This window comes from Microbispora sp. H10670 (genome assembly GCF_014161385.1).
Classification (GTDB): Bacteria; Actinomycetota; Actinomycetes; order Streptosporangiales; family Streptosporangiaceae; genus Microbispora; species Microbispora triticiradicis.
Genome location: NZ_JABBWW010000019.1, coordinates 104061 through 124159 on the forward strand (window position 1 = coordinate 104061; position 20099 = coordinate 124159).

The 20099-nt window shown below is 69.9% G+C and carries 18 protein-coding genes and 1 pseudogene; 1 reads left to right on the plus strand and 18 read right to left on the minus strand.

The features are described from left to right. Positions 1–15 precede the first annotated feature (15 nt). From HHX33_RS24505 to rpmE, 17 genes and pseudogenes are all read right to left on the minus strand, one after another. Entirely contained in the window at positions 16–417 is a 402-nt protein-coding gene (locus tag HHX33_RS24505) for a F0F1 ATP synthase subunit epsilon (RefSeq protein WP_117409063.1), read from the minus strand. A 71-nt stretch (positions 418–488) separates the two neighbouring features. Continuing rightward, positions 489–1916, minus strand: coding sequence for a F0F1 ATP synthase subunit beta (gene atpD / locus HHX33_RS24510; protein WP_138462208.1), 1428 nt, complete (start codon positions 1914–1916; stop codon positions 489–491). Position 1917: 1 nt separating this feature from the next. Continuing rightward, positions 1918–2817 (minus strand): F0F1 ATP synthase subunit gamma, encoded by a 900-nt coding sequence (locus HHX33_RS24515; protein ID WP_117409065.1) that lies wholly within the window; start codon positions 2815–2817, stop codon positions 1918–1920. Between the two features lie 3 nt (positions 2818–2820). Further along, positions 2821–4467, minus strand: coding sequence for a F0F1 ATP synthase subunit alpha (gene atpA / locus HHX33_RS24520; RefSeq protein ID WP_117409066.1), 1647 nt, complete (start codon positions 4465–4467; stop codon positions 2821–2823). Positions 4468–4491: 24 nt separating this feature from the next. Then, positions 4492–5301, minus strand: coding sequence for a F0F1 ATP synthase subunit delta (locus HHX33_RS24525; protein WP_182876666.1), 810 nt, complete (start codon positions 5299–5301; stop codon positions 4492–4494). Further along, positions 5301–5846, minus strand: a complete 546-nt coding sequence (locus HHX33_RS24530) for a F0F1 ATP synthase subunit B (RefSeq protein ID WP_182876667.1) — start codon at positions 5844–5846, stop codon at positions 5301–5303. Before HHX33_RS24530 ends, HHX33_RS24525 begins: the two co-directional genes overlap by 1 nt. A 29-nt stretch (positions 5847–5875) precedes the next feature. Then, positions 5876–6106, minus strand: coding sequence for an ATP synthase F0 subunit C (gene atpE, locus HHX33_RS24535; RefSeq protein ID WP_182876668.1), 231 nt, complete (start codon positions 6104–6106; stop codon positions 5876–5878). Positions 6107–6188: 82 nt separating this feature from the next. Next, positions 6189–6980: a F0F1 ATP synthase subunit A gene (gene atpB / locus HHX33_RS24540; protein ID WP_182876669.1), complete on the minus strand. Its 792-nt coding sequence runs from the start codon at positions 6978–6980 to the stop codon at positions 6189–6191. A 132-nt stretch (positions 6981–7112) separates the two neighbouring features. Beyond that, on the minus strand, positions 7113–7355 hold the full coding sequence (locus HHX33_RS24545; protein ID WP_244460565.1) for a hypothetical protein: 243 nt from the start codon (positions 7353–7355) through the stop codon (positions 7113–7115). A 36-nt stretch (positions 7356–7391) separates the two neighbouring features. Next, positions 7392–7814: a hypothetical protein gene (locus HHX33_RS24550; protein WP_182876670.1), complete on the minus strand. Its 423-nt coding sequence runs from the start codon at positions 7812–7814 to the stop codon at positions 7392–7394. A 443-nt stretch (positions 7815–8257) separates the two neighbouring features. Further along, positions 8258–9391: pseudogene (locus HHX33_RS24555) on the minus strand (MraY family glycosyltransferase); the annotation flags it as partial. A 373-nt stretch (positions 9392–9764) separates the two neighbouring features. Then, positions 9765–10154, minus strand: a complete 390-nt coding sequence (locus HHX33_RS24560; protein WP_182876671.1) for a hypothetical protein — start codon at positions 10152–10154, stop codon at positions 9765–9767. A gap of 142 nt (positions 10155–10296) precedes the next feature. After that, positions 10297–13161 (minus strand): hypothetical protein, encoded by a 2865-nt coding sequence (locus HHX33_RS24565; RefSeq protein WP_182876672.1) that lies wholly within the window; start codon positions 13159–13161, stop codon positions 10297–10299. Positions 13162–13305: 144 nt separating this feature from the next. Further along, positions 13306–13953, minus strand: a complete 648-nt coding sequence (locus HHX33_RS24570) for an L-threonylcarbamoyladenylate synthase (RefSeq protein ID WP_182876673.1) — start codon at positions 13951–13953, stop codon at positions 13306–13308. Positions 13954–14030: 77 nt separating this feature from the next. Further along, positions 14031–14885, minus strand: coding sequence for a peptide chain release factor N(5)-glutamine methyltransferase (prmC, locus tag HHX33_RS24575; RefSeq protein WP_117409075.1), 855 nt, complete (start codon positions 14883–14885; stop codon positions 14031–14033). Positions 14886–15042: 157 nt separating this feature from the next. Next, complete coding sequence (gene prfA, locus HHX33_RS24580) at positions 15043–16089, minus strand: peptide chain release factor 1 (protein ID WP_182876674.1); 1047 nt, start codon at positions 16087–16089, stop codon at positions 15043–15045. Between the two features lie 106 nt (positions 16090–16195). After that, positions 16196–16414 (minus strand): 50S ribosomal protein L31, encoded by a 219-nt coding sequence (rpmE, locus tag HHX33_RS24585; RefSeq protein ID WP_117409077.1) that lies wholly within the window; start codon positions 16412–16414, stop codon positions 16196–16198. Between the two features lie 316 nt (positions 16415–16730). Between rpmE and HHX33_RS24590 the strand changes: the two genes are divergently transcribed. Next, complete coding sequence (locus HHX33_RS24590) at positions 16731–17840, plus strand: hypothetical protein (protein WP_182876675.1); 1110 nt, start codon at positions 16731–16733, stop codon at positions 17838–17840. A gap of 187 nt (positions 17841–18027) precedes the next feature. Here the strand turns inward: HHX33_RS24590 and rho are convergent, their stop codons facing one another. Then, positions 18028–20025, minus strand: coding sequence for a transcription termination factor Rho (gene rho / locus HHX33_RS24595; protein WP_182876676.1), 1998 nt, complete (start codon positions 20023–20025; stop codon positions 18028–18030). Between the last annotated feature and the right edge of the window lie 74 nt (positions 20026–20099).

Genomic DNA, 20099 nt, shown 5'->3' on the forward strand with positions numbered 1-20099 from the left:
GCCTCCTCTGCCGTGTCAGACCTCTTCGCCGGCGGCCCGCAGCCGGGCGGCCGCCCGCCTGGCCTGGTGCCGCGCGTCCGCGTCCTCCTGGTCGGCCTCGATCGAGGCCTGCGCACGCTGCAGCGCGTCCTTGGCCCGTGCGACGTCGACCTCGGAGCCGAGCTCGGCCGTCTCCGCCAGAATCGACACGTCGTTGTTGGCGACGGAGATGAACCCGCCGTGCACCGCCGCGACGAGGTCGGCGTCGCCGTCGCGCTTGACGCGCAGCACCCCGCCCTCGACGAGGACGCCGAGCACGGGAGCGTGTTCCGGCATAATACCGATCTCGCCGTCCACGGTCTTGGCAATGACCATGTCGGCCTCGCCCGTCCAGAGCTCACGTTCCGGCGAGACGACGCCCACGCGAAGCTTTGCCACTTCTCAGCTCCCTTTCGACGGACGCCTGCACGGCCCGGCGGACGCCGGGCCGTGCAGGCGCCGAAGGTGTCCTAGCGCTCGAGGTCCTTCGCCTTGGCGATGGCCTGCTCGATGCCACCGACCATGAAGAAGGCCTGCTCGGGCAGGTGGTCGTACTCGCCGGCGCACAGCCCCTTGAAGGAGGCGATGGTCTCGTCCAGCGGGACGAACTCGCCCGGCTGGCCGGTGAACGCCTCGGCGGCGTACATCGGGTGGGACAGGAACCGCTCGATGCGGCGCGCCCGCTGAACGGTGACCCTGTCCTCTTCGGAGAGCTCGTCGATGCCCAGGATGGCGATGATGTCCTGCAGTTCCTTGTACTTCTGCAGGATCCGCTTGGTCTCCTGGGCGACCGCGTAGTGCTCGTCACCGATGATCTGCGGGTCGAGGATCCGCGAGGAGGAGTCGAGCGGGTCCACCGCGGGGTAGATGCCCTTCTCCGAGATCGGCCGGGACAGCACGGTCTGCGCGTCGAGGTGCGCGAACGCGTTGTGCGGGGCCGGGTCGGTGATGTCGTCCGCGGGCACGTAGATCGCCTGCATGGAGGTGATCGAGTGACCGCGGGTGGAGGTGATGCGCTCCTGGAGCACGCCCATCTCGTCGGCGAGGGTCGGCTGGTAACCCACGGCGGACGGCATGCGGCCGAGCAGCGTGGAGACCTCCGAACCCGCCTGGGTGAAGCGGAAGATGTTGTCGATGAACAGCAGCACGTCCTGCTTCTGCACGTCGCGGAAGTACTCCGCCATGGTCAGAGCGGACAGCGCCACCCGCAGACGGGTGCCCGGGGGCTCGTCCATCTGACCGAAGACGAGCGCGGTGTCCTTGAGGACGTCCGCCTCCTCCATCTCCAGCCAGAGGTCGTTGCCCTCACGGGTGCGCTCGCCGACGCCCGCGAACACCGAGGTGCCCGAGAACTTCAGCGCGACGCGGCGGATCATCTCCTGGATCAGAACGGTCTTGCCGACGCCCGCGCCACCGAACAGACCGATCTTGCCGCCCTTCACGTACGGCGTGAGCAGGTCGATGACCTTGATGCCGGTGGGCAGCATCTCCGTGCGGGCCTCGAGCTGGTCGAACGCCGGGGCCGGACGGTGGATGGGCCACCTCTCGCTGACCTGGATCGAGGCCTTGTCCGCGTCGAGCGGCTCGCCGAGGGCGTTCCACACGTGGCCCTTGACAGAGTCGCCGACCGGCACCGAGATCGCGACGCCCGTGTCGGTGACGGCCGCGCCGCGGACCAGACCGTCGGTGGGCTGCATGGAGATGGCCCGGACGATGTTGTCGCCGAGGTGCTGGGCGACCTCCAGCGTCAGGGTCTTGGTCTCGCCGGCGAGGTCGACGTCGACGGTGAGCGCGTTGTAGATGTCCGGCATGGCCTCGACGGGGAACTCCACGTCGACGACCGGACCGGTGACGCGGGCGACACGGCCCACGGTGGTCTCAACAGTCTGTGCGGTCATTTCACTCTTTCCCCGCTGCGGCGTCAGCCAGCGCGTTCGCGCCACCGACGATCTCGCTGATTTCCTGGGTGATCTCGGCCTGGCGCGCCTGGTTCATCTGCTGGGTGAACACGCGGATGAGTTCGTTGGCGTTGTCGGTGGCCGACTTCATCGCGCGGCGCCGGGCGGCGTGCTCGGACGCGGCCGACTGGAGCAGCGCGTTGTAGATACGCGACTCGATGTACCGCGGCAGCAGCGTGTCGAGCACATCACCGGCCGTCGGCTCGAACTCGTAGTACGGCGGGATGCCCTCGGGGGGCGTCTCCGACTCCTCGACCTCGAGCGGCAGGATCCGCTTGACGATCACGTTCTGCGTCAGCATCGAGACGAACCCGGTGTAGACGACGTGGATCTCGTCGATCCCGTCCTCCACCTTGAACGACTGGATGAGCGCGTCGGCGATCTCCTTGGCGTTGGCGTACGACGGGTTGTCGGAGAAGCCGTCCCACTCGCCGAACATCTCCCGGCCGCGGAAGCGGTGCCAGGTGAGGCCCTTGCGGCCCACGACGTACGGCTTCACGGCCAGGCCGCGCCCGGTCAGGTGGCCCTTCAGCGCCTCGGCCTCACGGAGGATGTTGGCGTTGTAGCCGCCCGCGAAGCCGCGGTCGCTGGTGACGATCAGGACGCCCGCGCTGGCGGGCTGCTCCTTGGCCACCGTGAGCGGGTGGTCGACACCCGAGGTGTGCGTCAGGACCGCCGACACCGCGTGGGTGATCTCCCGCTCGTACGGCACGGCCGCCTGCATCCGCTGCTGCGCCTTGACGATGCGCGACGAGGCGATCAGCTCCTGCGCGCGGGTGATCTTCGCGGTGGACTTGACCGACCTGATCCGCCGCCGCAGCTGTCGAAGCTGGGCACCCATGGGCTACGCCTCGGCCTTGCGGACGTGCCTGACGACCTTCTCCTGGCCGACCTGGCTGGCGTCCAGCGCCTCCACCGGCTCGTCCCTGACGAGCAGCTCACCGCTGGAGGTGGTGAAGCCCTTCTTGAACTCCGTGATGGCGTCCTTGAGAGCGGTCACCGTGTCGTCCGCCAGCTCCCGGGTCTCCCGGATGCTGTCGAAGACGCCCTTCTGGGTGGAGCCGAGGTAGTCGAGGAACTCGGCCTCGAAGCGGCGGATGTCCTCGATCGGCACGTCGTCGAGCTCGCCGGTGGTGCCGGCCCAGACCGAGACGACCTGCTTCTCGACCGGGAACGGGCTGTACTGCGGCTGCTTGAGCAGCTCGACCAGGCGGGCACCACGCTCCAGCTGGGCGCGGGAGGCGGCGTCGAGGTCGGACGCGAAGGCCGCGAAGGCCTCCAGGTCGCGGTACTGGGACAGCGACAGACGGAGCGTGCCGGCCACCTTGCGCATGGCCTTGACCTGGGCGGAACCGCCGACTCGGGAGACCGAGACACCGACGTTGATCGCCGGGCGGACACCGGCGTTGAACAGGTCGGTCTCCAGGAAGCACTGGCCGTCGGTGATGGAGATGACGTTGGTCGGGATGAACGCCGACACGTCGTTGCCCTTGGTCTCGATGATCGGCAGGCCGGTCATCGAACCGCCGCCCATGTCGGCCGAGAGCTTGGCGCAGCGCTCCAGCAGACGCGAGTGGAGGTAGAAGACGTCGCCGGGGAACGCCTCACGGCCCGGCGGACGGCGGAGCAGCAGCGACACGGCGCGGTAGGCGTCGGCCTGCTTGGTCAGGTCGTCGAAGACGATCAGCACGTGCTTGCCCTGGTACATCCAGTGCTGGCCGATGGCCGAACCGGTGTACGGGGCGATGTACTTGTAGCCCGCCGGGTCGGACGCGGGAGCGGCGACGATGGTGGTGTACTCCATCGCGCCCGCCTCCTCCAGACGACCGCGGACCTGGGCGATCGTGGAGCCCTTCTGGCCGACGGCGACGTAGATGCAGCGAACCTGGCGGCTCGGGTCGCCGGAGAGCCAGTTCTCCTTCTGGTTGAGGATGGTGTCGACCGCGATCGCGGTCTTGCCGGTGCCGCGGTCGCCGATGATCAGCTGACGCTGGCCGCGGCCGATCGGCGTCATGGCGTCGATCGCCTTGAGGCCGGTCTGCAGCGGCTCCTTCACCGGCTGACGCTGGACGACCGAGGGGGCCTGCAGTTCCAGGGCGCGGCGCGCCTCGGCCTGGATCGCGCCCTTGCCGTCGAGCGGGTTGCCCAGAGGGTCGACCACCCGGCCGAGGAAGTCGTCGCCGACCGGCACCGACAGGACCTCGCCGGTGCGGCGGACCTGCTGGCCCTCCTCGATGCCGCTGAAGTCGCCCAGGACGACCGCGCCGATCTCGCGCACGTCGAGGTTCAGCGCCAGGCCGCGGGTGCCGTTCTCGAACTCCAGCAGCTCGTTCGCCATCGCCGAGGGCAGACCGGAGACATGGGCGATGCCGTCGCCGGCGTCGACGACGGTCCCGATCTCCTCGCGCGCTGCGCCTTCCGGCTCGTACGCCTGGACGAAGCGCTCAAGGGCGTCCCGGATCTCGTCCGGCCGGATCGTAAGCTCCGCCATCTCTTTCTTGTCTCCCTATTCGCCTCAGCCGGCCAACCGGCGGCGGACTTCTTCGATACGTCCGGCGATCGTGGTGTCGATGTAGTCGTCCCCGACCCTCACGGAGAACCCACCGAGCACCTTCGGGTCCACCTCGACGTTCAGGTGGACGTCTCGCCCATAGGTGGCTCGCAGCCAGGCCGCGAGCCGCTGCTTCTGCTGCTGCGTGAGCGGCACCGCGCTGCGGACCACGCCGACGAGGCGCTCGCGCGCCCGCGCGACGATCCAGCCGAACTCCTCCAGTGCCGTCTCCAGGCTACGTCCTCGCGGGTGCACAACCGCCTGCGTGACGAGCCGTACGGTGGAGGGCGCGGCCTTTCCGCCGAGCAGCGTGGCGAGCAGGCCGCTCTTGCGCTCGGCCGGGATGGCCGGGTCGCTGAGCGCGCGGCGCAGCTGCGGGTTCGCGGCGAGGATGCGGCCGAAGCGGAACAGCTCGTCCTCGACGTCGTCGAGGCGGCGCTCGGACTCGGCCTCGGCGGCGGCGGACATCACGCCGACGCGCTCCAGGGCGTCCGGCAGGTCGCCGGCCCTGGACCACCTGGCGCCGACCGCGGCGACCGCGATCTCCAGCGTGGCGTCGCCGACCTTGCCCTGCAGCAGGGAGCGCAGCACGCTCTCCTTCTGCCCCGCCGGGCGCGAAGCGTCCGAAAGCCCCCGCCGCAGCCCGTGCTCACGGTCGAACAGGTCGGCGACGGCGAACAGCTCCTCGGCGAGGGCGCCGAGGTCGGCGGCCGCGGCGGCGGTGTTGAACCGCTCCTCGACCTCCGCAAGGGCGGTCCTGCTGAGGCCGCGCATCAGCGGACCGCCTCCGGACGCGCCTCGAGCTCCTCGAGGAACCGGTCGACGACGCGGCGCTGGCGGGCCTCGTCCTCCAGCGACTCGCCGACGATCCGGCTCGCCAGCTCGGTGGACAGGCGCCCGATCTCACCGCGCAGCTGGGTCAGCGCCTGCTGGCGGTCGGCCTCGATCTGCGCGTGGGCGGTCTCGATGATGCGCCGCGCCTCGGCCTGGGCCTCGTCGCGGAGCTCGGCCTTGATCTGGGCACCCTGCTCCCGGGCCTCCTCGCGAAGGCGGGCCGCCTCCTGGCGGGCCTCCGCGAGCTGGGCCCGGTACTGCTCCAGAGTCCGCTGGGCTTCGGCCTGGGCGTCCTCGGCCTTCTTGATGCCGCCCTCGATCACCTCGGTCCGCTCGGCCAGCGTCTTCTGGATACGCGGGGTGAGGATCTTTCCGACGACGACGAAGACGACGAGGAAGGCGAAGCTGCCGACGACCAGCTCGTAAACGTGCGGGATGAGCGGGTTGTTCATCTCCGCCGCGAGGGTGTTAGCTGCCGAAATCATGGGTGCAGCCTTCCGTCAGAGTGGGTACGTCAGCTCGTGGGGTAGATGAAGGGCGCGACGAGGCCGATGAGGGCCAGCGCCTCGGTCAGAACGAAGCCGAGCAGCATGTTCTGGCGGATCAGGCCGTACGCCTCGGGCTGGCGGGCGATCGCCTGCACGCCCTGACCGAAGATGATGCCCACGCCGATGCCGGGGCCGATGGCGGCGAGGCCGTAACCGATCGCGCCGAGGTTGCCGGTGACTTCAGCGAGAACGCTCATTGGTGTTCTTCCTTTACTGGTCGGCCGGTGAGTGCCTCACTCACCGGTCTGGTCTACGTCAGGGGCGGGTCTCAGGTGTCCGTCAGTGGTCCGCGTGCAGGGAGCCGCCGATGTACATGGCGGCGAGCAGCGTGAACAGGAACGCCTGCAGGAACTGGATGAACAACTCGAAGCCGGTCATCGCGATCGTCATGACGACACCCACGACGCCGAGGCCCGAGCCCAGCGGAGTGAGCTTCTCGAACAGGAACCAGAATCCGACGGCGCTGAAGAAGGCCAGGATCAGGTGACCGGCGAACATGTTCGCGAAGAGCCGGACGGCGTGCGTGAACGGCGCGATGATCAGGTTCGACAGGAACTCGATCGGCGCCAGCAGGAAGTAGATCGCCTTCGGCAGTCCGGGCGGGAACATCATGTTCTTGAAGTAGCCGCCGAAGCCCTGGTGCTTGATGCCCAGATAGATCTTGAGGATGTAGATCGTGGCCGCGAAGACGATCGGGAACGCGATGTGCGAGGCGATCGGGATCTGGATCAGCGGGATGACGCCGAAGAAGTTCCACAGCAGGATCAGGAAGAACAAGCTGATCAGCAGCGGCATCCAGCGCTCGGCGTCCTTGCCCAGGAACGGGCGGGCGACCTGGTCGCGGACGAACTGGTAGCCCATCTCACCGATGTTCTGCATGCCCCGGGGCACCAGCTTCGGATTGGCGAAGGCGCTCCATGCGAGAGCGGTCACCAGGAGGGCGCCGACGACGGCGAAGAGCACGGGCTTGGTCAGCCAGTAGGGCGCGCCTTCGAAGAGGGGCGGGAAGTCGAAGATCGACGGCCCCGGCGCCGTGAACGCGTCCTCGGCGACGAGAACGAGGGGGGTCACCTTGTCACCTCGCCTACCCGCTCGGGGCGCAATGCCCGAAGCATGTGCTTGTTCGTCCGTTCGCTACGCTCGCGCACGGGCGTTCCCTTCAACGATTGGATCAACGGAAGAGCGTGGGAAGCGGGCCGGCTGTCAGCGGCCGTACTTCAGATAGATGAGGTAGGCAGCCAGCCCGACCCCGAGAACGACGCCTATGGGGATGAACGCGTGCACGCCGGTCCACCAGCTCAGCAACCAGCCGATGCCGCCCCACAACAGGATCCCGGAGATCAGATAGCTCGGGACCGACCAGGCGGCGTCGGCGAAGTCGCGGCCGTCGGTCTCGGGCCTGCGCTCCTGTTCGCTCATCGCGGGCACGACGATAGCAGGAGCCATGCGGACTAGTCATATCGGGCTGCCCCGTACGCATGGTCATCCGCGTCCCCGCCCGGGGACCTCGGCGTCCGGCTCGACGTAGAGCATCTTGAGCTTCATGAATCCGCGCATCTCACCGATGGTCCACGCGAGCGTGCAGGCGATGACGCTCAGCGCGAGCACCCGGGAGTCGAACGCGGTCGTCCCGTCGAGGGCCCGCAGGATCGCCATGATCACGAGGACCTTGACGGCGTAGCCCACCACGGCCGCCGCCATCATCGCCATGGGCGAGACCCGGCCGGCCCAGGAGACGACGGCCAGGCCGACGGTGAAGAAGACGGCGACGATGACGAGACCGATGCCGGCGCCCAGAGCACCCTTCGCACCGGTCGCGATCGCCGCGACGAGGACGGCGACGAGACCGACGATCAAGGTCGGCACGGCGGCGCCCTTGAGCACGCGCACGTCGTTGGCCTGCATCGGAACTCCAGGATCGGTTGTCAAACGAGCGATTGCTACCTGCCGGGGCGTCGTGTGCCTCGCCCCTTGCTAGTGAAAGCTATCACAAGCCTCGGAGTGCCACCTTTACCTGGCGTTTCTGCTGGTGCGGGCGCGCCGGTCGGGGGTCAGCGGAAGGTTTCCGCGTCCGTGCGGGAGGTCGTGGGCGGGATGGCTCCGGCACCCGTGGGGCCCTGTCCGGGGTAGGGATTCCGGCCGTTCGCGGGAAGCCTGCCGGGCGCGGCCTGCCCCGGCACGACGGGCGGGGCCTGCCCGGGCGCGCCGGGCGCGTGCCGCCCGGAAGTCAGGGGCGGCGCCGGCGGGGGGACGACGGGGAAGACGAGCGTGTCGTGCTCGGTGGTCGTGGGGCGCGAGGGGCGAGCGGGGCGGGAGGCGGCTACGCCGCCGGCCGCGAGGGCGCCGGTCTTCTGGTCGCGCGCCAGGGTGCGGCGCGACCGCCACCGCGGCAGGCCCATGATGACCAGCACCGCCACCGCGAACACGATCGTCAGCGGGAACACGACGACACCCACGCCGACGATCGACAGGCCGACGATCGTGAAGGCGAACAGGAACGTCCACGCGTACATGATCAGAACGCTGCGCCGGTGGGAGTGCCCGATGTCGAGCATCCGGTGGTGCAGGTGGCCGCGGTCCGGGGCGAACGGCGATAGCCCGGCCGACGTGCGGCGGACGACCGCCATTATCAGGTCGGCGAGGGGCAGGACCACGACCGCGATCGGCAGCACGAGCGGCAGGATCACCGGGAACTTGTTGATCTTGCCGACGATCGCGTCCGGTTCGACCGAGGAAAGGATCGTGATCATCGAGGTGGCCAGCAGCAGGCCGATCAGCATCGCCCCGGTGTCACCCATGAAGATCTTGGCGGGGTGGAAGTTGTGCGGCAGGAAGCCGGCGCACATCCCGATGAGGATCGCCGCGATGGCGGCCGTCCCGTTGATGCGCGAACCGCTCGCGGTCTGCTGGAGCACGATCGAGTAGGCGAAGGTCGCCGCGGCGGCGATCCCGACGATGCCCGCCGCCAGGCCGTCGAGGCCGTCGACGAAGTTCACCGCGTTGATCACGACGACCACGATCATGATCGTGAGAATGGTGCGCAGGGTCGTGTCGAGCGCCTGCGACCCGCCCATGAACTGCGGCAGCGGGAGCCACTGGAGATACATGTCGAAGTAGACGAGCAGCCCGCCCGCCGCGATCTGCCCGCCGAACTTGACCAGCGCGTCCATGCCGAGCCAGTCGTCCAGGAACCCGGTGACGACGATCAGGCCGCCCGCCGCCAGGAGGGCGAGCACCGTGCGGCCCGTCTGGCCGCTGCCGAACGCGCCGCCGACGTACGGGAGGTTGGCCGCCACCAGCAGCGCCGCCACCATCCCGCCGAACATCGCCAGGCCGCCCAGCCGCGGGGTGGGCACCTTGTGCACGTCCCGCTCCCGCACCTCGGGTGCGGCGCCGATGCGCAGCGCGAACACCCGGACCGGCGGCACGAGCAGATACGTCACCGCTGCCGCCACGAGCGCCAAGAGGAGATATTCCCGCACGGACCTAGTTTCCTGGATAGGCGGATCAGTTGTGACGGGCAAAAAGACACAGATCGCCCTATCCCTAGAGGGGATATGCCGGATGCTCCGCGGTCAGCCCCTTTACCCGTTCGAGAACTGACGGTATCGCACCCGGCCGCCGGATGGCCCGGACGACGAGAGACCCGATCTCCTCCATTCCGGCCGCGCCCATGCCCTCGGCACCGCGCGGGAGACGCCGAGGTCCGTCCCGGAGGGCCCGATCCGGGAGGGCCCGATCCGGGAGGGCACGGTCAGGTGCCGGGCGTACGGCCGGTGCGGCGGCCGGCGGGCCACCGGCGGCGTGACAGGTGCCGGCGGGTACCGGCAGGTGCCTCGGAGGCACCCTCAGGTGTCAGGAGGTGAACGCGTGCGGCGCGCTGGTCTTGCCGGGGATCCAGCGCGGCGTGTCCGCCGCCTGGTCGCTGATCGCCGTGAGCACCGCCTGGCGGTACATGCCGAGCCTGCTGCGCCACTCCGCGACGTCCTGGACGTACCGGCCGGCGACGGGCGCGTCCCAGACGTCCCTGCTGCGCGCCATCTCGTACGGCTTGTCGAGGGACTTGGTGAGCTGGTCCAGCAGCGGGATCACCTGCATCCACAGGTCCACGAGCTTCTGGTACTCCGGGTTGAACACCCAGTGCGTCGGCTGCCCGCCGGGCGAGAGCAGGTCGGTGCTCGACGGTGCCGGCGGGGTCTCGCCGGGCTGCAGCGGGGTCGGCGCCGGGGGGTCGGCGTAGCTCACGATCGCGCCTCCTGTGCGGGGCCGGCGGGAACGCCGGCGATGGTGATCGCGTGCCCTGCGGCACGGTGCCCGATACGGCGCCCGGCGGGGGACCAGGCCGCGGTCCCCACGCCCGGCGACAGCGTCGTTCGTGCTCGCACGGTCAGTTCTCCGGGGTCGGCGGACCGGGGTCGACGGCCTCGACACGTCCCGGAGGCCCGTCGGGCTGGATCTTCCTCGCCGCCCAGTCGCCCTCGCCCCACTCCCCCTCGGGAACTCTGACGTCCGGCATGTCGTGGGGAGCGATGTCGCGGTGATGGTCCGCCAGCATCTGCAGCGCCGCGTCGTCGTGCAAGTGACGGGCCGGATAGGTGAGCACGTCCCCCGGCTGCGTGGCGGCGACCGCACGCGGATCGGGCCACGAGTAGCCGTCGCCGTCCCCGGTCCGCCCAGCCGCGCCGTCCCGGTCCGTTCCCGTCACGCCGGACCCGGTGCCGTCACCCCCGGTCGATCCGTGGCCACCCCATCCCTGGCCGTTCCCCGCTCCGTGGCCACCCGCTTCGTGGCCACCCGCTTCGTGGCCACCCGCTTCGTGGCCACCCGCTTCGTGGCCACCCCATCCCTGGCCACCCGCTCCGTGGCCACCAGCCGTGCCATGGCCGTCCGCTCCGTGCGTACCGTGGCCGCCGGCGCCGTTACCACCCGCGCCGTGCGTTCCGTGTCCGTCCCCCGGGCCGCAGTCACCTGTCTCTCCCTGAGCACCCCCGCCGGGCCAGCCCGCCGCACCATGCCCACCTGCCGCACCGTGCCCACCTGTCCCACCATGCCCACCCGTCCCACCGTGCCCGGCGTGCATCGCGCCGCAGGTGCAGCCCAGCCCGCCCGCGGAGGCCGCTCCACAGGTGCAGGAGAAGCCGGAGGTCGTGCCCGAGGTCCCGGCGGAATCGTCGAGGTGGGTGATGTCCACCTGCTTGGGCGATTGCGCCGTGCCGTTCCCCGCGCCCGGGTGATCGGCCAGGCCGCCCGTGGCCGTGCCGTTCGGGTGATCCTTCAGTGTGCCGGTGGCCGTGCCGTTCGCGGCACCGCTGTGACCGCTGCCAGTTCCGGTGTGACCTCTCTCCACGCCGTCCATCGCGACGCTGGCCGTCGTGCCGTTCGTCGCACCGCCACCGGTGCCCGTGTGACCGCTGCCCGTGTGACCGCTGCCCGTGCCCGGGTGATCGGCCAGGCCGCCGGTGCCTGTGCCCGTGCCACTGGCCGTGCCGGTCGCGGTGCCGGTGCCCGAATGATCGGCCAGGCCGCCGGTGCCCGTGCCCGTGCCACTGGCCGTGCCGGTCGAGGTACCGGTGCCCGCCGGACCGTTATCCGCCCTGTTCATCTCGAGACTGGCCGTCGTCGTGCCGTGCGTCGCGCCGCTGCCGCTGTCGGTGTAGCTGGTAGCGGAGTTGTACGTGGGCGTCTGGCCAGTGCTCGCGGTGTGGGTCGTCGCCGTGCCGTGGCTGTCGGGAGTCCCGGGGACGGAGGTCGCGGTGCCCGCCGCGTACGGATCCTCCGTGGCGTTGTCGGCAGGCGTGCCGACATAGTCGCCGTCGGGATCGCCGGGCGCGAGCCCGGTGTGAGGCGTCTGGCCCGTGCTCGCGGTGTGGGTCGTCGCCGTGCCGTGGCTGTCGGGAGTCCCGGGGACGGAGGTCGCGGTGCCCGCCGCGTACGGATCCTCCGTGGCGTTGTCGGCAGGCGTGCCGACATAGTCGCCGTCGGGATCGCCGGGCGCGAGCCCGGTGTGAGGCGTCTGGCCCGTGCTCGCGGTGTGGGTCGTCGCCGTGCCGTGGCTGTCGGGAGTCCCGGGGACGGAGGTCGCGGTGCCCGCCGCGTACGGATCCTCCGTGGCGTTGTCGGCAGGCGTGCCGACGTAGTCGCCGTCGGGATCGCCGGGGGCGAGCCCGGTGTGGGAGGGCTGGTCCGCCGTCTGGTTGCTCGGTTCGAGCGGGTTGACGTACCCGGGCGCCCCGTTCGGGTGCGGACCACTCCCGTTCGCCGTCTGCTGGGCGTGGGTTGTCGCGCTCCCCGCGTCGGGCTGGTTCAAGGGAGTGCTGACGACCCTGGTCCCGTCGACCGTCATCTCCTGCCGGCCGGCCCTCTGGTCGACGTCGTCCGGATGGTCGATGCCCGGGGTGTCGATGATCTGCGAGTCGTCGCGGACGCCGGGCTGCTGCCCACCCGCCTGCCTCGACCCCTCCGAAGTCGCCTGCCCGTGGCCCTGGCCCTGGGTCTGCCCGGGGCCGGAATCGCCTGTGTCGGAGACGTCGACCGGCTGGACGGGGTGGGTGATCTGGGCCGCGTCCTGTGCGGGCCGCATCTGCGGAAGCTCGCCCGTCGCCGTGCCGTGGGTCTTCTCCGCGTGCTTCGCCCCGGCCGAGCCGCCGCCGTCCGTGGCGGAGCGAGGCGCTCCGTCGGACGCGCTGTGCACCTGGTGGGAGCTCTCGCCCCGCCCCGCCGCGCCGGAGTCGCCCGAGCCGTGGCCGGCGGGCGAGTTGCGGACGGAGTGCTCCTTGTCGTGGACCTGCCTGTCCCCGGGCTGCGTGGCCGTGCTCTCCGCCCCGCCCCCCGCCGTCCCGTGCTTCGGGGCGGGCTTGTGGTCGGCCTTGGAATCGGCCTTCTGGTCAGCCTTGTGATCGGCCTTGTGATCGGCTTTGTCTCCGTGCGAGTCGGACTTCGGCGCCGGGTCGTCCGCCGGCGCCGTGATGTCCTTCTCCTGCGTGTAGGTGGCGCCGTTGACCGTGGGCGCCTTGCCGGTGCTCTGCTTCTCTTTCTTCTCCAGCAGTTCAAGCCGGCCGGTGACGTCCTTGACCATCGTGGAGCAGGCGTCGGCGACCTGCGACGGCCGGTGCGTCACGTGCACGGACACGCCCGCGTTGCGCGTCAGCTGGGTGACGCGGGCCTCGATGGTGCCCATCTGATTCGCTGCGTGCTGAACTTGCGACAACAGCTCACGGACGAGCTTCGGATCCATCCCGTCGAGCTTGGCCATGGGCGCGCCTCCACAGAGATATCGGCGCACTTCACGGTAGCCGGGGTGACTTCAGTAAAGAAGACCGATAGCCAGACGGCATCGATCATCCTGCTCAGAGCCGTGACAGCGTCTCAGAATGTGAGACGCAGGCCCGGAGCGCGGTCACTCCTCCGTCGCGAGATACCCCACCACGTTCCGGATCTTGTCCACGGGGATCGCGCCCTTGCGCAGCACCCGGGGCACGGCGGTGGTCAGGTCGAGGATCGTGGAGGGGACGTCGTCGCCGCAGGGGCCGCCGTCCAGATAGACGGTCACCAACTCTCCGAGCTGCTCCTGGGCCTGGTCCGCCGTCGTGGCGGGCGGGTTGCCGGACCGGTTGGCGCTGGAGACCGCCATCGGACCGGTCTCCTTGAGGAGGTCCAGCGCGACCGGGTGGAGCGGCATGCGGACGGCGACCGTTCCCTTGGTGTCGCCGAGGTCCCACGACAGCGACCGGTTGGCCCTCAGGATGAGCGTGAGCGGCCCGGGCCAGAAGGTGTCCACCAGGTCCTGCCCGTACGTCCCGAGGCTCTCCACGAGCGCGTTGGCGGCCCGCACGGTGCCCACGAGAACGGGGACGGGCATGTCCCTGCCCCGCCCCTTCGCCTCCAGCAGCGCGTTGACCGCGGAGGCGGTGAAGGCGTCGGCGCCGATCCCGTAGACCGTGTCGGTGGGAAGCACCACGAGTTCGCCATTGCGCACGGCAGAGGCGGCGTCGGTCAGGCCACCGGTCCGCTCGGCCGGGTTCGCGCAGTCATACCGTCGGCTCACGAAGCCATCCTTCCACGTCTTTCGCCCGGCGCCGCCGTCGTGACCGGCTCGCCGGGCCGATCGAAATCAGTCCTGAATCAGTCCTGGGTCAGCCGGGCGGTGACGAACCGGTCCCGGCCGGTCAGGTCCTGCCGCAACCGGACGTCGCGCCAGCCCTTCTCCTCCGAGAACAGCCAGTACACCGCGTTGCCCTGGAGGTCCGCGTGCTCGACCACGACGAACCCGCCCGGCCGCAGCAGCCTGCGGGCCGTGCGCTCGACGGCCCTGACCTCGTCCAGCCCGTCCTCGCCCGACCCGTACAACGCCCGGGAGGGATCGTAGTCGCGCACCTCGGGGTCCCGGGGAACCGCTCCCGGCGGAATGTACGGAGGGTTGGAGACGACCAGGTCCACCTGGCCGTTCAGCTCGGGCAGGCAGTCGGTGAGGTCCTCGGGGTGCAGCGTCGTGCGTCCCTGACCGTGTTCGAGGACGTTGCGCTTGGCCCAGCCGTACGCCACGGGGTCGATCTCGACGGCGTGCACCTGCGCCAGCGCGACCTCCTGCGCGATCGACAGCGCGATCGCCCCCGAGCCGGTGCCGAGGTCGACCACGACCGGGGAGGCGACGTCCATCTCCTGGAGCCGGTCGATCGCCCAGCCCGCGACGACCTCGGTCTCCGGGCGTGGCACGAAGACCCCTGGGCCGACCTCCAGGGACAGATAGCGGAAGTAGGCCCGCCCGGTGATGTGCTGCAGCGGCTCGCGCGCCTCGCGCCGGGCGACCCCCTCCCAGAAGCGCGCGTCGAAGTCGGCGTCCTTCACCGTGTGCAGCATGCCGCGCGGCACGCCGTGGACGAAGGCCGCGATCTCCTCGGCGTCCGTTCGCGGTGACGGCACTCCCGCCTCGGCGAGCCGGGCGGTGGCGAGGGCGATTTCGTCGAGCAGGAAGGTCATGGTCTCTTACGGCACGGGGTTCGCGGCTGGGCGTGGCGGTCGCCGGTCCGCGGAGTACGGGCCGGCGGGGTGGCGCGCGGCGGGGTCGCCGAGTCTCCGGGTCTCACGCATCATCTCCCAGGTCCTCACCACGGTCTCCCATCGTCCCCCCGCCGTCTCACGTACGGGCGGCCAGCTTCTCCGCGAGTTCGGCGTCGAGCAATGCCTGTATCACCGCGTCGAGATCGCCGTCCAGGACTTGGTCCAGGTTGTAGGCCTTGAAGCCCACACGGTGGTCGGAGATGCGGTTCTCGGGGAAGTTGTAGGTGCGGACCCGCTCGGAGCGGTCGACGGTGCGCACCTGTGACTTGCGCTCGGCCATCGCCGCGGCGTCGGCCTCCTCCTGCGCCATCGCGAGCAACCGCGCGCGCAGGATGCGCAGGGCCGACTCCTTGTTCTGGAGCTGGCTCTTCTCGTTCTGGCAGGACACGACCACGCCGGTCGGCAGGTGCGTGATCCGCACGGCCGAGTCGGTGGTGTTGACGCTCTGCCCGCCGGGCCCGCTGGAGCGGAAGACGTCGATCCGCAGGTCGTTCGGGTCGATCTGGACGTCGACGTCCTCGGCCTCGGGATACACCAGCACGCCCGCGGCGGACGTGTGGATGCGGCCCTGTGACTCTGTCACCGGCACGCGCTGGACGCGGTGCACGCCGCCCTCGAACTTCAACCGCGACCAGACGCCCTCCCGCCCCTTGATGGCGACGGTGACGTCCTTGTAGCCGCCGAGGTCGGAGTGCTGGGCGTCGATGACCTCGGTCTTGTAGCCGGCCCGCTCGGCGTACCGCAGGTACATCCTCAGGAGGTCTCCGGCGAACAGGGCGGACTCCTGGCCGCCCTCACCCGCCTTGATCTCCATGATGACGTCCTTGTCGTCGTTCGGGTCGCGCGGGACGAGGAGATGGGTGAGCTTCTCCTCCAGCACCGGGATGCGGCCCTCCAGCTCGGCCGCCTCGTCCGCGAACGCCGAATCCTCCGCGGCCAGTTCGCGCGCCGCCGCGAGATCCTCCCGTACGCCTTCGAGCTCCCGGTACGTCGTGACGATCGGCGTGAGCTGCGAGTATCGCTTGCCGTACGTCCTCGCCTTGCTCTGGTCGGCGTGCACGGCGGGGTCGGCGAGCCGCAGTTCGAGGTCCGCGTACTCGCTCATGATCTCGTCGAGGTTCACCGCACGCTCCTTACGCTCAGTCCTCGGTAAAGGCCGCAATCACCAAGAACGCCGACCCGGTGACGCCCCCGAACAGAGGGCGCCCCGAGCCGGCGTGTTGGAGGAGCTACTTGCCCTGGGCCTTCTTGCCGAAGCGCGCCTCGAAGCGCGCCACCCGGCCACCGGTGTCGAGGATCTTCTGCTTGCCCGTGTAGAAGGGGTGGCAGGCGGAGCAGACGTCGGCGTGGATGACGCCGTTCTTGGCGGTGCTACGGGTGGTGAAGGAGTTCCCGCAGCTGCAGGTCACCTGGGTGACCACGTACTCCGGGTGGATGTCGGCCTTCATGTCTCAGTCCTAACGCTAGGTGCGGTCGCCGGGTCGCTCTGCCTGTCGGGGCTGCGCGCATCGGGCACACCACGATGCGCTGCGCGGGAACCGGTACCGCTGCGGTCGGCTACCAGTGTGCCAGATCCTCCAACCATCCCAGGCCATGCGCTATTCCCACGCGCAGGAGGGCTCCCGGGCGGCGCCGCCGGTCTGACAGAAACGCGGTGAAACAGGACCGGGGTTGACAGCTGTGTGGACGAGCCACATCCGTACCACTAGGCTCCCGTGTCCAAACCCGACTTTTCCCTCAATTTTACCAATGTAAGGGGTAACCATGAGGAAGGGCTTGCGGATCGCCTTGGCGACCGCAACGGGGGCCGCTGTCCTCGCCGCAGGAGCGGCCATCACGACAGTCACCCCCGCCAGCGCCGGAGTCGCCTCCGCCGCTCGCTTCGCGAACCCCGCTGTCTCCGGCATCGATCTGTCTTCCGACAAGTTCATTCCGCCGTACAGCAGCGACAAGATCACCTTCAAAGTACACCTGACCAGTGCCTATGTGGACAAGGACAAGCCGGCCAAGGTCACTGTCCAATACCTCAGGCCCGACGAGAGCGAATCGTCCGCGCACAATGCGGATGTGACGCAGCTCGGCTCGGTGAGCAGCGTGCCCTCCGACAACAAGGCGGACGTCTCCGGCTCGATCCCGCTCTCGTCGAGCGACAAGCCCGGCGACTGGAAGTACCGGGTCGGAGTCACCGCGGGAGGCGCGGCGGCCGACGCGAACCCGACGTTCGGCGCCTGGACCACCATGGCCATCGCGAAGGCGACGCGGGTGGACAGCGCGAACGTGGACCCGGACCCGGTGTATCTGAAGTCGGGCAAGGAGGTCGACGTCTACGCGGCCTTCCACCTGGAGAAGTTCGGCGACGAGAAGATCACCGATGTCCGGCTGGAGTCGAAGGACTCGGACGACTACTACTCGCTGACCACGGGCCTCGAGGCGGACGACTCCTACCACGACTCCACGTCGATGGACTACAGCACGTCGACGGGCGGCTGGCAGCTGCGGATCAGCATCAGCCGGGGCACCAAGAAGTACTCCTTCACCAAGGCCTTCCAGGTCTCGAAGAGCGGCAGCTCGAAGGCCAAGTCCAAGATCACCCTGTACGCCTCCCCCAGCAAGGTGAAGAAGGGCAAGGCGACCAAGCTCTACGGCAAGGTCTACCGCGGCTCGAAGGCGTGGAGCAAGAAGATCCTGAAGCTCTACTTCAAGAAGAAGGGCACCAAGAAGTGGAAGTTCGTCGGCTACGTCGGCGCGACCTCCACCGGTAAGTACACCAAGAGCGTCAAGCCGAAGTACGACGGCTACTGGCGGACCACGGCCGCCGCGACCAGCCTGACCTACGGCTCCCTGTCGAACATCAAGTTCGTCGACGTGAAGTAGCCCTCGGCTGTACGGCTCGCCCCATCAACCCCTGGCGCCGGCCGTACAGCAGCACAGATCGCCGAAGGCCCGCGCGGACCAGTCCGTGCGGGCCTTCCCGCGTCTCCGGGCGCGGACGCCGTGCCCGGAGACGCGGACGCCCCGGACGGGCGGGCCGTCCGGGGCGTCGGCGAGTGACGTCCTGGTGTCAGTCGCGGTCGTTGCTGACCGTGGTCTTCTGCACCTGGAGCAGGAACTCCGCGTTGGACTTGGTCTCCTTCATCTTCTCCAGAAGGAGCTCCAGCGCCTGCTGCATGTCGAGGGCGTGGAGGACGCGGCGGAGCTTCCAGACGATGGCCAGCTCCTCCTTGCCCATCAGGATCTCCTCCTTGCGGGTGCCGGAGGCGTCCACGTCGACCGCGGGGAAGATCCGCTTGTCGGCCAGGGAGCGGTTGAGCTTGAGCTCCGCGTTGCCGGTGCCCTTGAACTCCTCGAAGATGACCTCGTCCATCTTGGACCCGGTCTCGACGAGGGCCGTGGCGAGGATCGTCAGCGAGCCGCCGTTCTCGATGTTGCGGGCGGCGCCGAAGAACCGCTTCGGCGGGTAGAGCGCGGTCGAGTCGACACCACCGGACAGGATGCGGCCGCTCGCGGGCGCCGCGAGGTTGTAGGCGCGTCCGAGACGGGTGATCGAGTCGAGCAGGACGACGACGTCGTGCCCGAGTTCGACCAGCCGCTTGGCCCGCTCGATGGCGAGTTCCGCGACGGTGGTGTGGTCCTCGGCCGGGCGGTCGAAGGTCGAGTGGATGACCTCGCCCTTGACCGACCGCTGCATGTCGGTGACCTCTTCCGGACGCTCGTCCACGAGGACGACCATCAGGTGGCACTCCGGGTTGTTGCGGGTGATCGCGTTGGCGATCGCCTGGAGCACCATCGTCTTGCCGGCCTTGGGCGGCGACACGATGAGTCCGCGCTGACCCTTGCCGATCGGCGACACGAGGTCGATGATCCGGGTGGTCAGGACGTTCGGCTCGGTCTCCAGGCGCAGCCGCTCCTGCGGGTACAGCGGCGTGAGCTTGTTGAAGTCGGGCCGCTGGCGGGCCTGCTCCGGGTCCATGCCGTTGACGGTGTCGAGGCGGACGAGCGCGTTGAACTTCTCACGCCGCTCGCCGTCCCTCGGCTGCCGGACGGCGCCGGTGACGACGTCGCCCTTGCGCAGGCCGTTGCGGCGGATCTGGGCGAGCGAGACGTACACGTCGTTCGCACCGGGCAGGTAGCCGCTGGTGCGCACGAAGGCGTAGTTGTCGAGGATGTCGAGGATTCCGGCGATCGGGATCAGGACGTCGTCGTCGCTGATCACCGGCTCGTTGCTCTCGAAGCGGTCGCGCCCGCGGCGGCCACGCTCGCGGAAGCGGCCACGACGCCCGCGGGCGTCGTCGCCCTGCTGGTCGCCCTTCCCGTCGGAGCGGTTGTCCTGACGGTTGTCCTGGCGGCTGTCACCACGACTGTCGCCACGGCTGTCACCACGGCTCTGCTGGTCGCGGCGGCCCGGGCCGTCGCCGCCGTCGGCGACGCGCTGGTCGCCGCGCTGGTCACCACGGCTGTCACGGCTCTCGCGGCTCTCGCGGCTGTCGCGGTCTCCGCGCTCGCCACGCTCCCGGCTGCGCTCGCCTCGCGTGCGGCGCTCCCGGCGCTCGCCGCGCTCGGGGCGCTCGCCCCGCACCTCGGACGGCGCGGACTCGGCCTGCGGCTCGGTGGAGAGCACGGCGGCGGATCCGTTCTGCGCGGCCTCGGCGACCACGGCGGGCGCGTGCTCGATCGCGGGGCGCTCATCGCGCGGCGCGACGACCGGCTCGGCGGCGGCCACGGGCTCGGCGGGCGCCGTCGCGGGCGCGGCCGAGCGGGAACGTTCCCTGCGGGTACGGGTGGGGCGCTCCGCGACGGCGGGCGCCGCCTCCGCGGCGGCCTTCGGCTCGGCCGCGGCCTCTCCCGCTCCGCCCTGCTTCTCCTGGATGGCCGCGATGAGCTGGCTCTTGCGCATCCGTCCGGTCCCCGTGATGCCGAGGCTGGTCGCCAGGGCCTGAAGCTCGGGGAGCACCATGCCTGCCAGGCCCGTGCCGGAGCGACGTCGCGGACGGGCCGGGGCGGATGTGGGGGTGTCGCCGGCGGCCTGGCCGTCGGAGAGGAGTTCGGTGGTGTCGCTCAACTAAGGGTCCTTCCCAGGGGTCGGGCGCCAGAATCGTGCGTCCAGGCGTCCCGGTGATGCGACCCGGCGGGACA

Bases quoted from the DNA above. Each gene is read 5' to 3' on its own strand.
- atpD (WP_138462208.1), bottom strand. From the start codon at position 1,916: ATGACCGCACAGACTGTTGAGACCACCGTGGGCCGTGTCGCCCGCGTC.
- HHX33_RS24515 (WP_117409065.1), bottom strand. From the start codon at position 2,817: ATGGGTGCCCAGCTTCGACAGCTGCGGCGGCGGATCAGGTCGGTCAAG.
- atpA (WP_117409066.1), bottom strand. From the start codon at position 4,467: ATGGCGGAGCTTACGATCCGGCCGGACGAGATCCGGGACGCCCTTGAG.
- HHX33_RS24525 (WP_182876666.1), bottom strand. From the start codon at position 5,301: ATGCGCGGCCTCAGCAGGACCGCCCTTGCGGAGGTCGAGGAGCGGTTC.
- HHX33_RS24530 (WP_182876667.1), bottom strand. From the start codon at position 5,846: ATGATTTCGGCAGCTAACACCCTCGCGGCGGAGATGAACAACCCGCTC.
- atpE (WP_182876668.1), bottom strand. From the start codon at position 6,106: ATGAGCGTTCTCGCTGAAGTCACCGGCAACCTCGGCGCGATCGGTTAC.
- HHX33_RS24545 (WP_244460565.1), bottom strand. From the start codon at position 7,355: ATGGCTCCTGCTATCGTCGTGCCCGCGATGAGCGAACAGGAGCGCAGG.
- HHX33_RS24550 (WP_182876670.1), bottom strand. From the start codon at position 7,814: ATGCAGGCCAACGACGTGCGCGTGCTCAAGGGCGCCGCCGTGCCGACC.
- HHX33_RS24565 (WP_182876672.1), bottom strand. From the start codon at position 13,161: ATGGCCAAGCTCGACGGGATGGATCCGAAGCTCGTCCGTGAGCTGTTG.
- prmC (WP_117409075.1), bottom strand. From the start codon at position 14,885: ATGACCTTCCTGCTCGACGAAATCGCCCTCGCCACCGCCCGGCTCGCC.
- rpmE (WP_117409077.1), bottom strand. From the start codon at position 16,414: ATGAAGGCCGACATCCACCCGGAGTACGTGGTCACCCAGGTGACCTGC.
- HHX33_RS24590 (WP_182876675.1), top strand. From the start codon at position 16,731: ATGAGGAAGGGCTTGCGGATCGCCTTGGCGACCGCAACGGGGGCCGCT.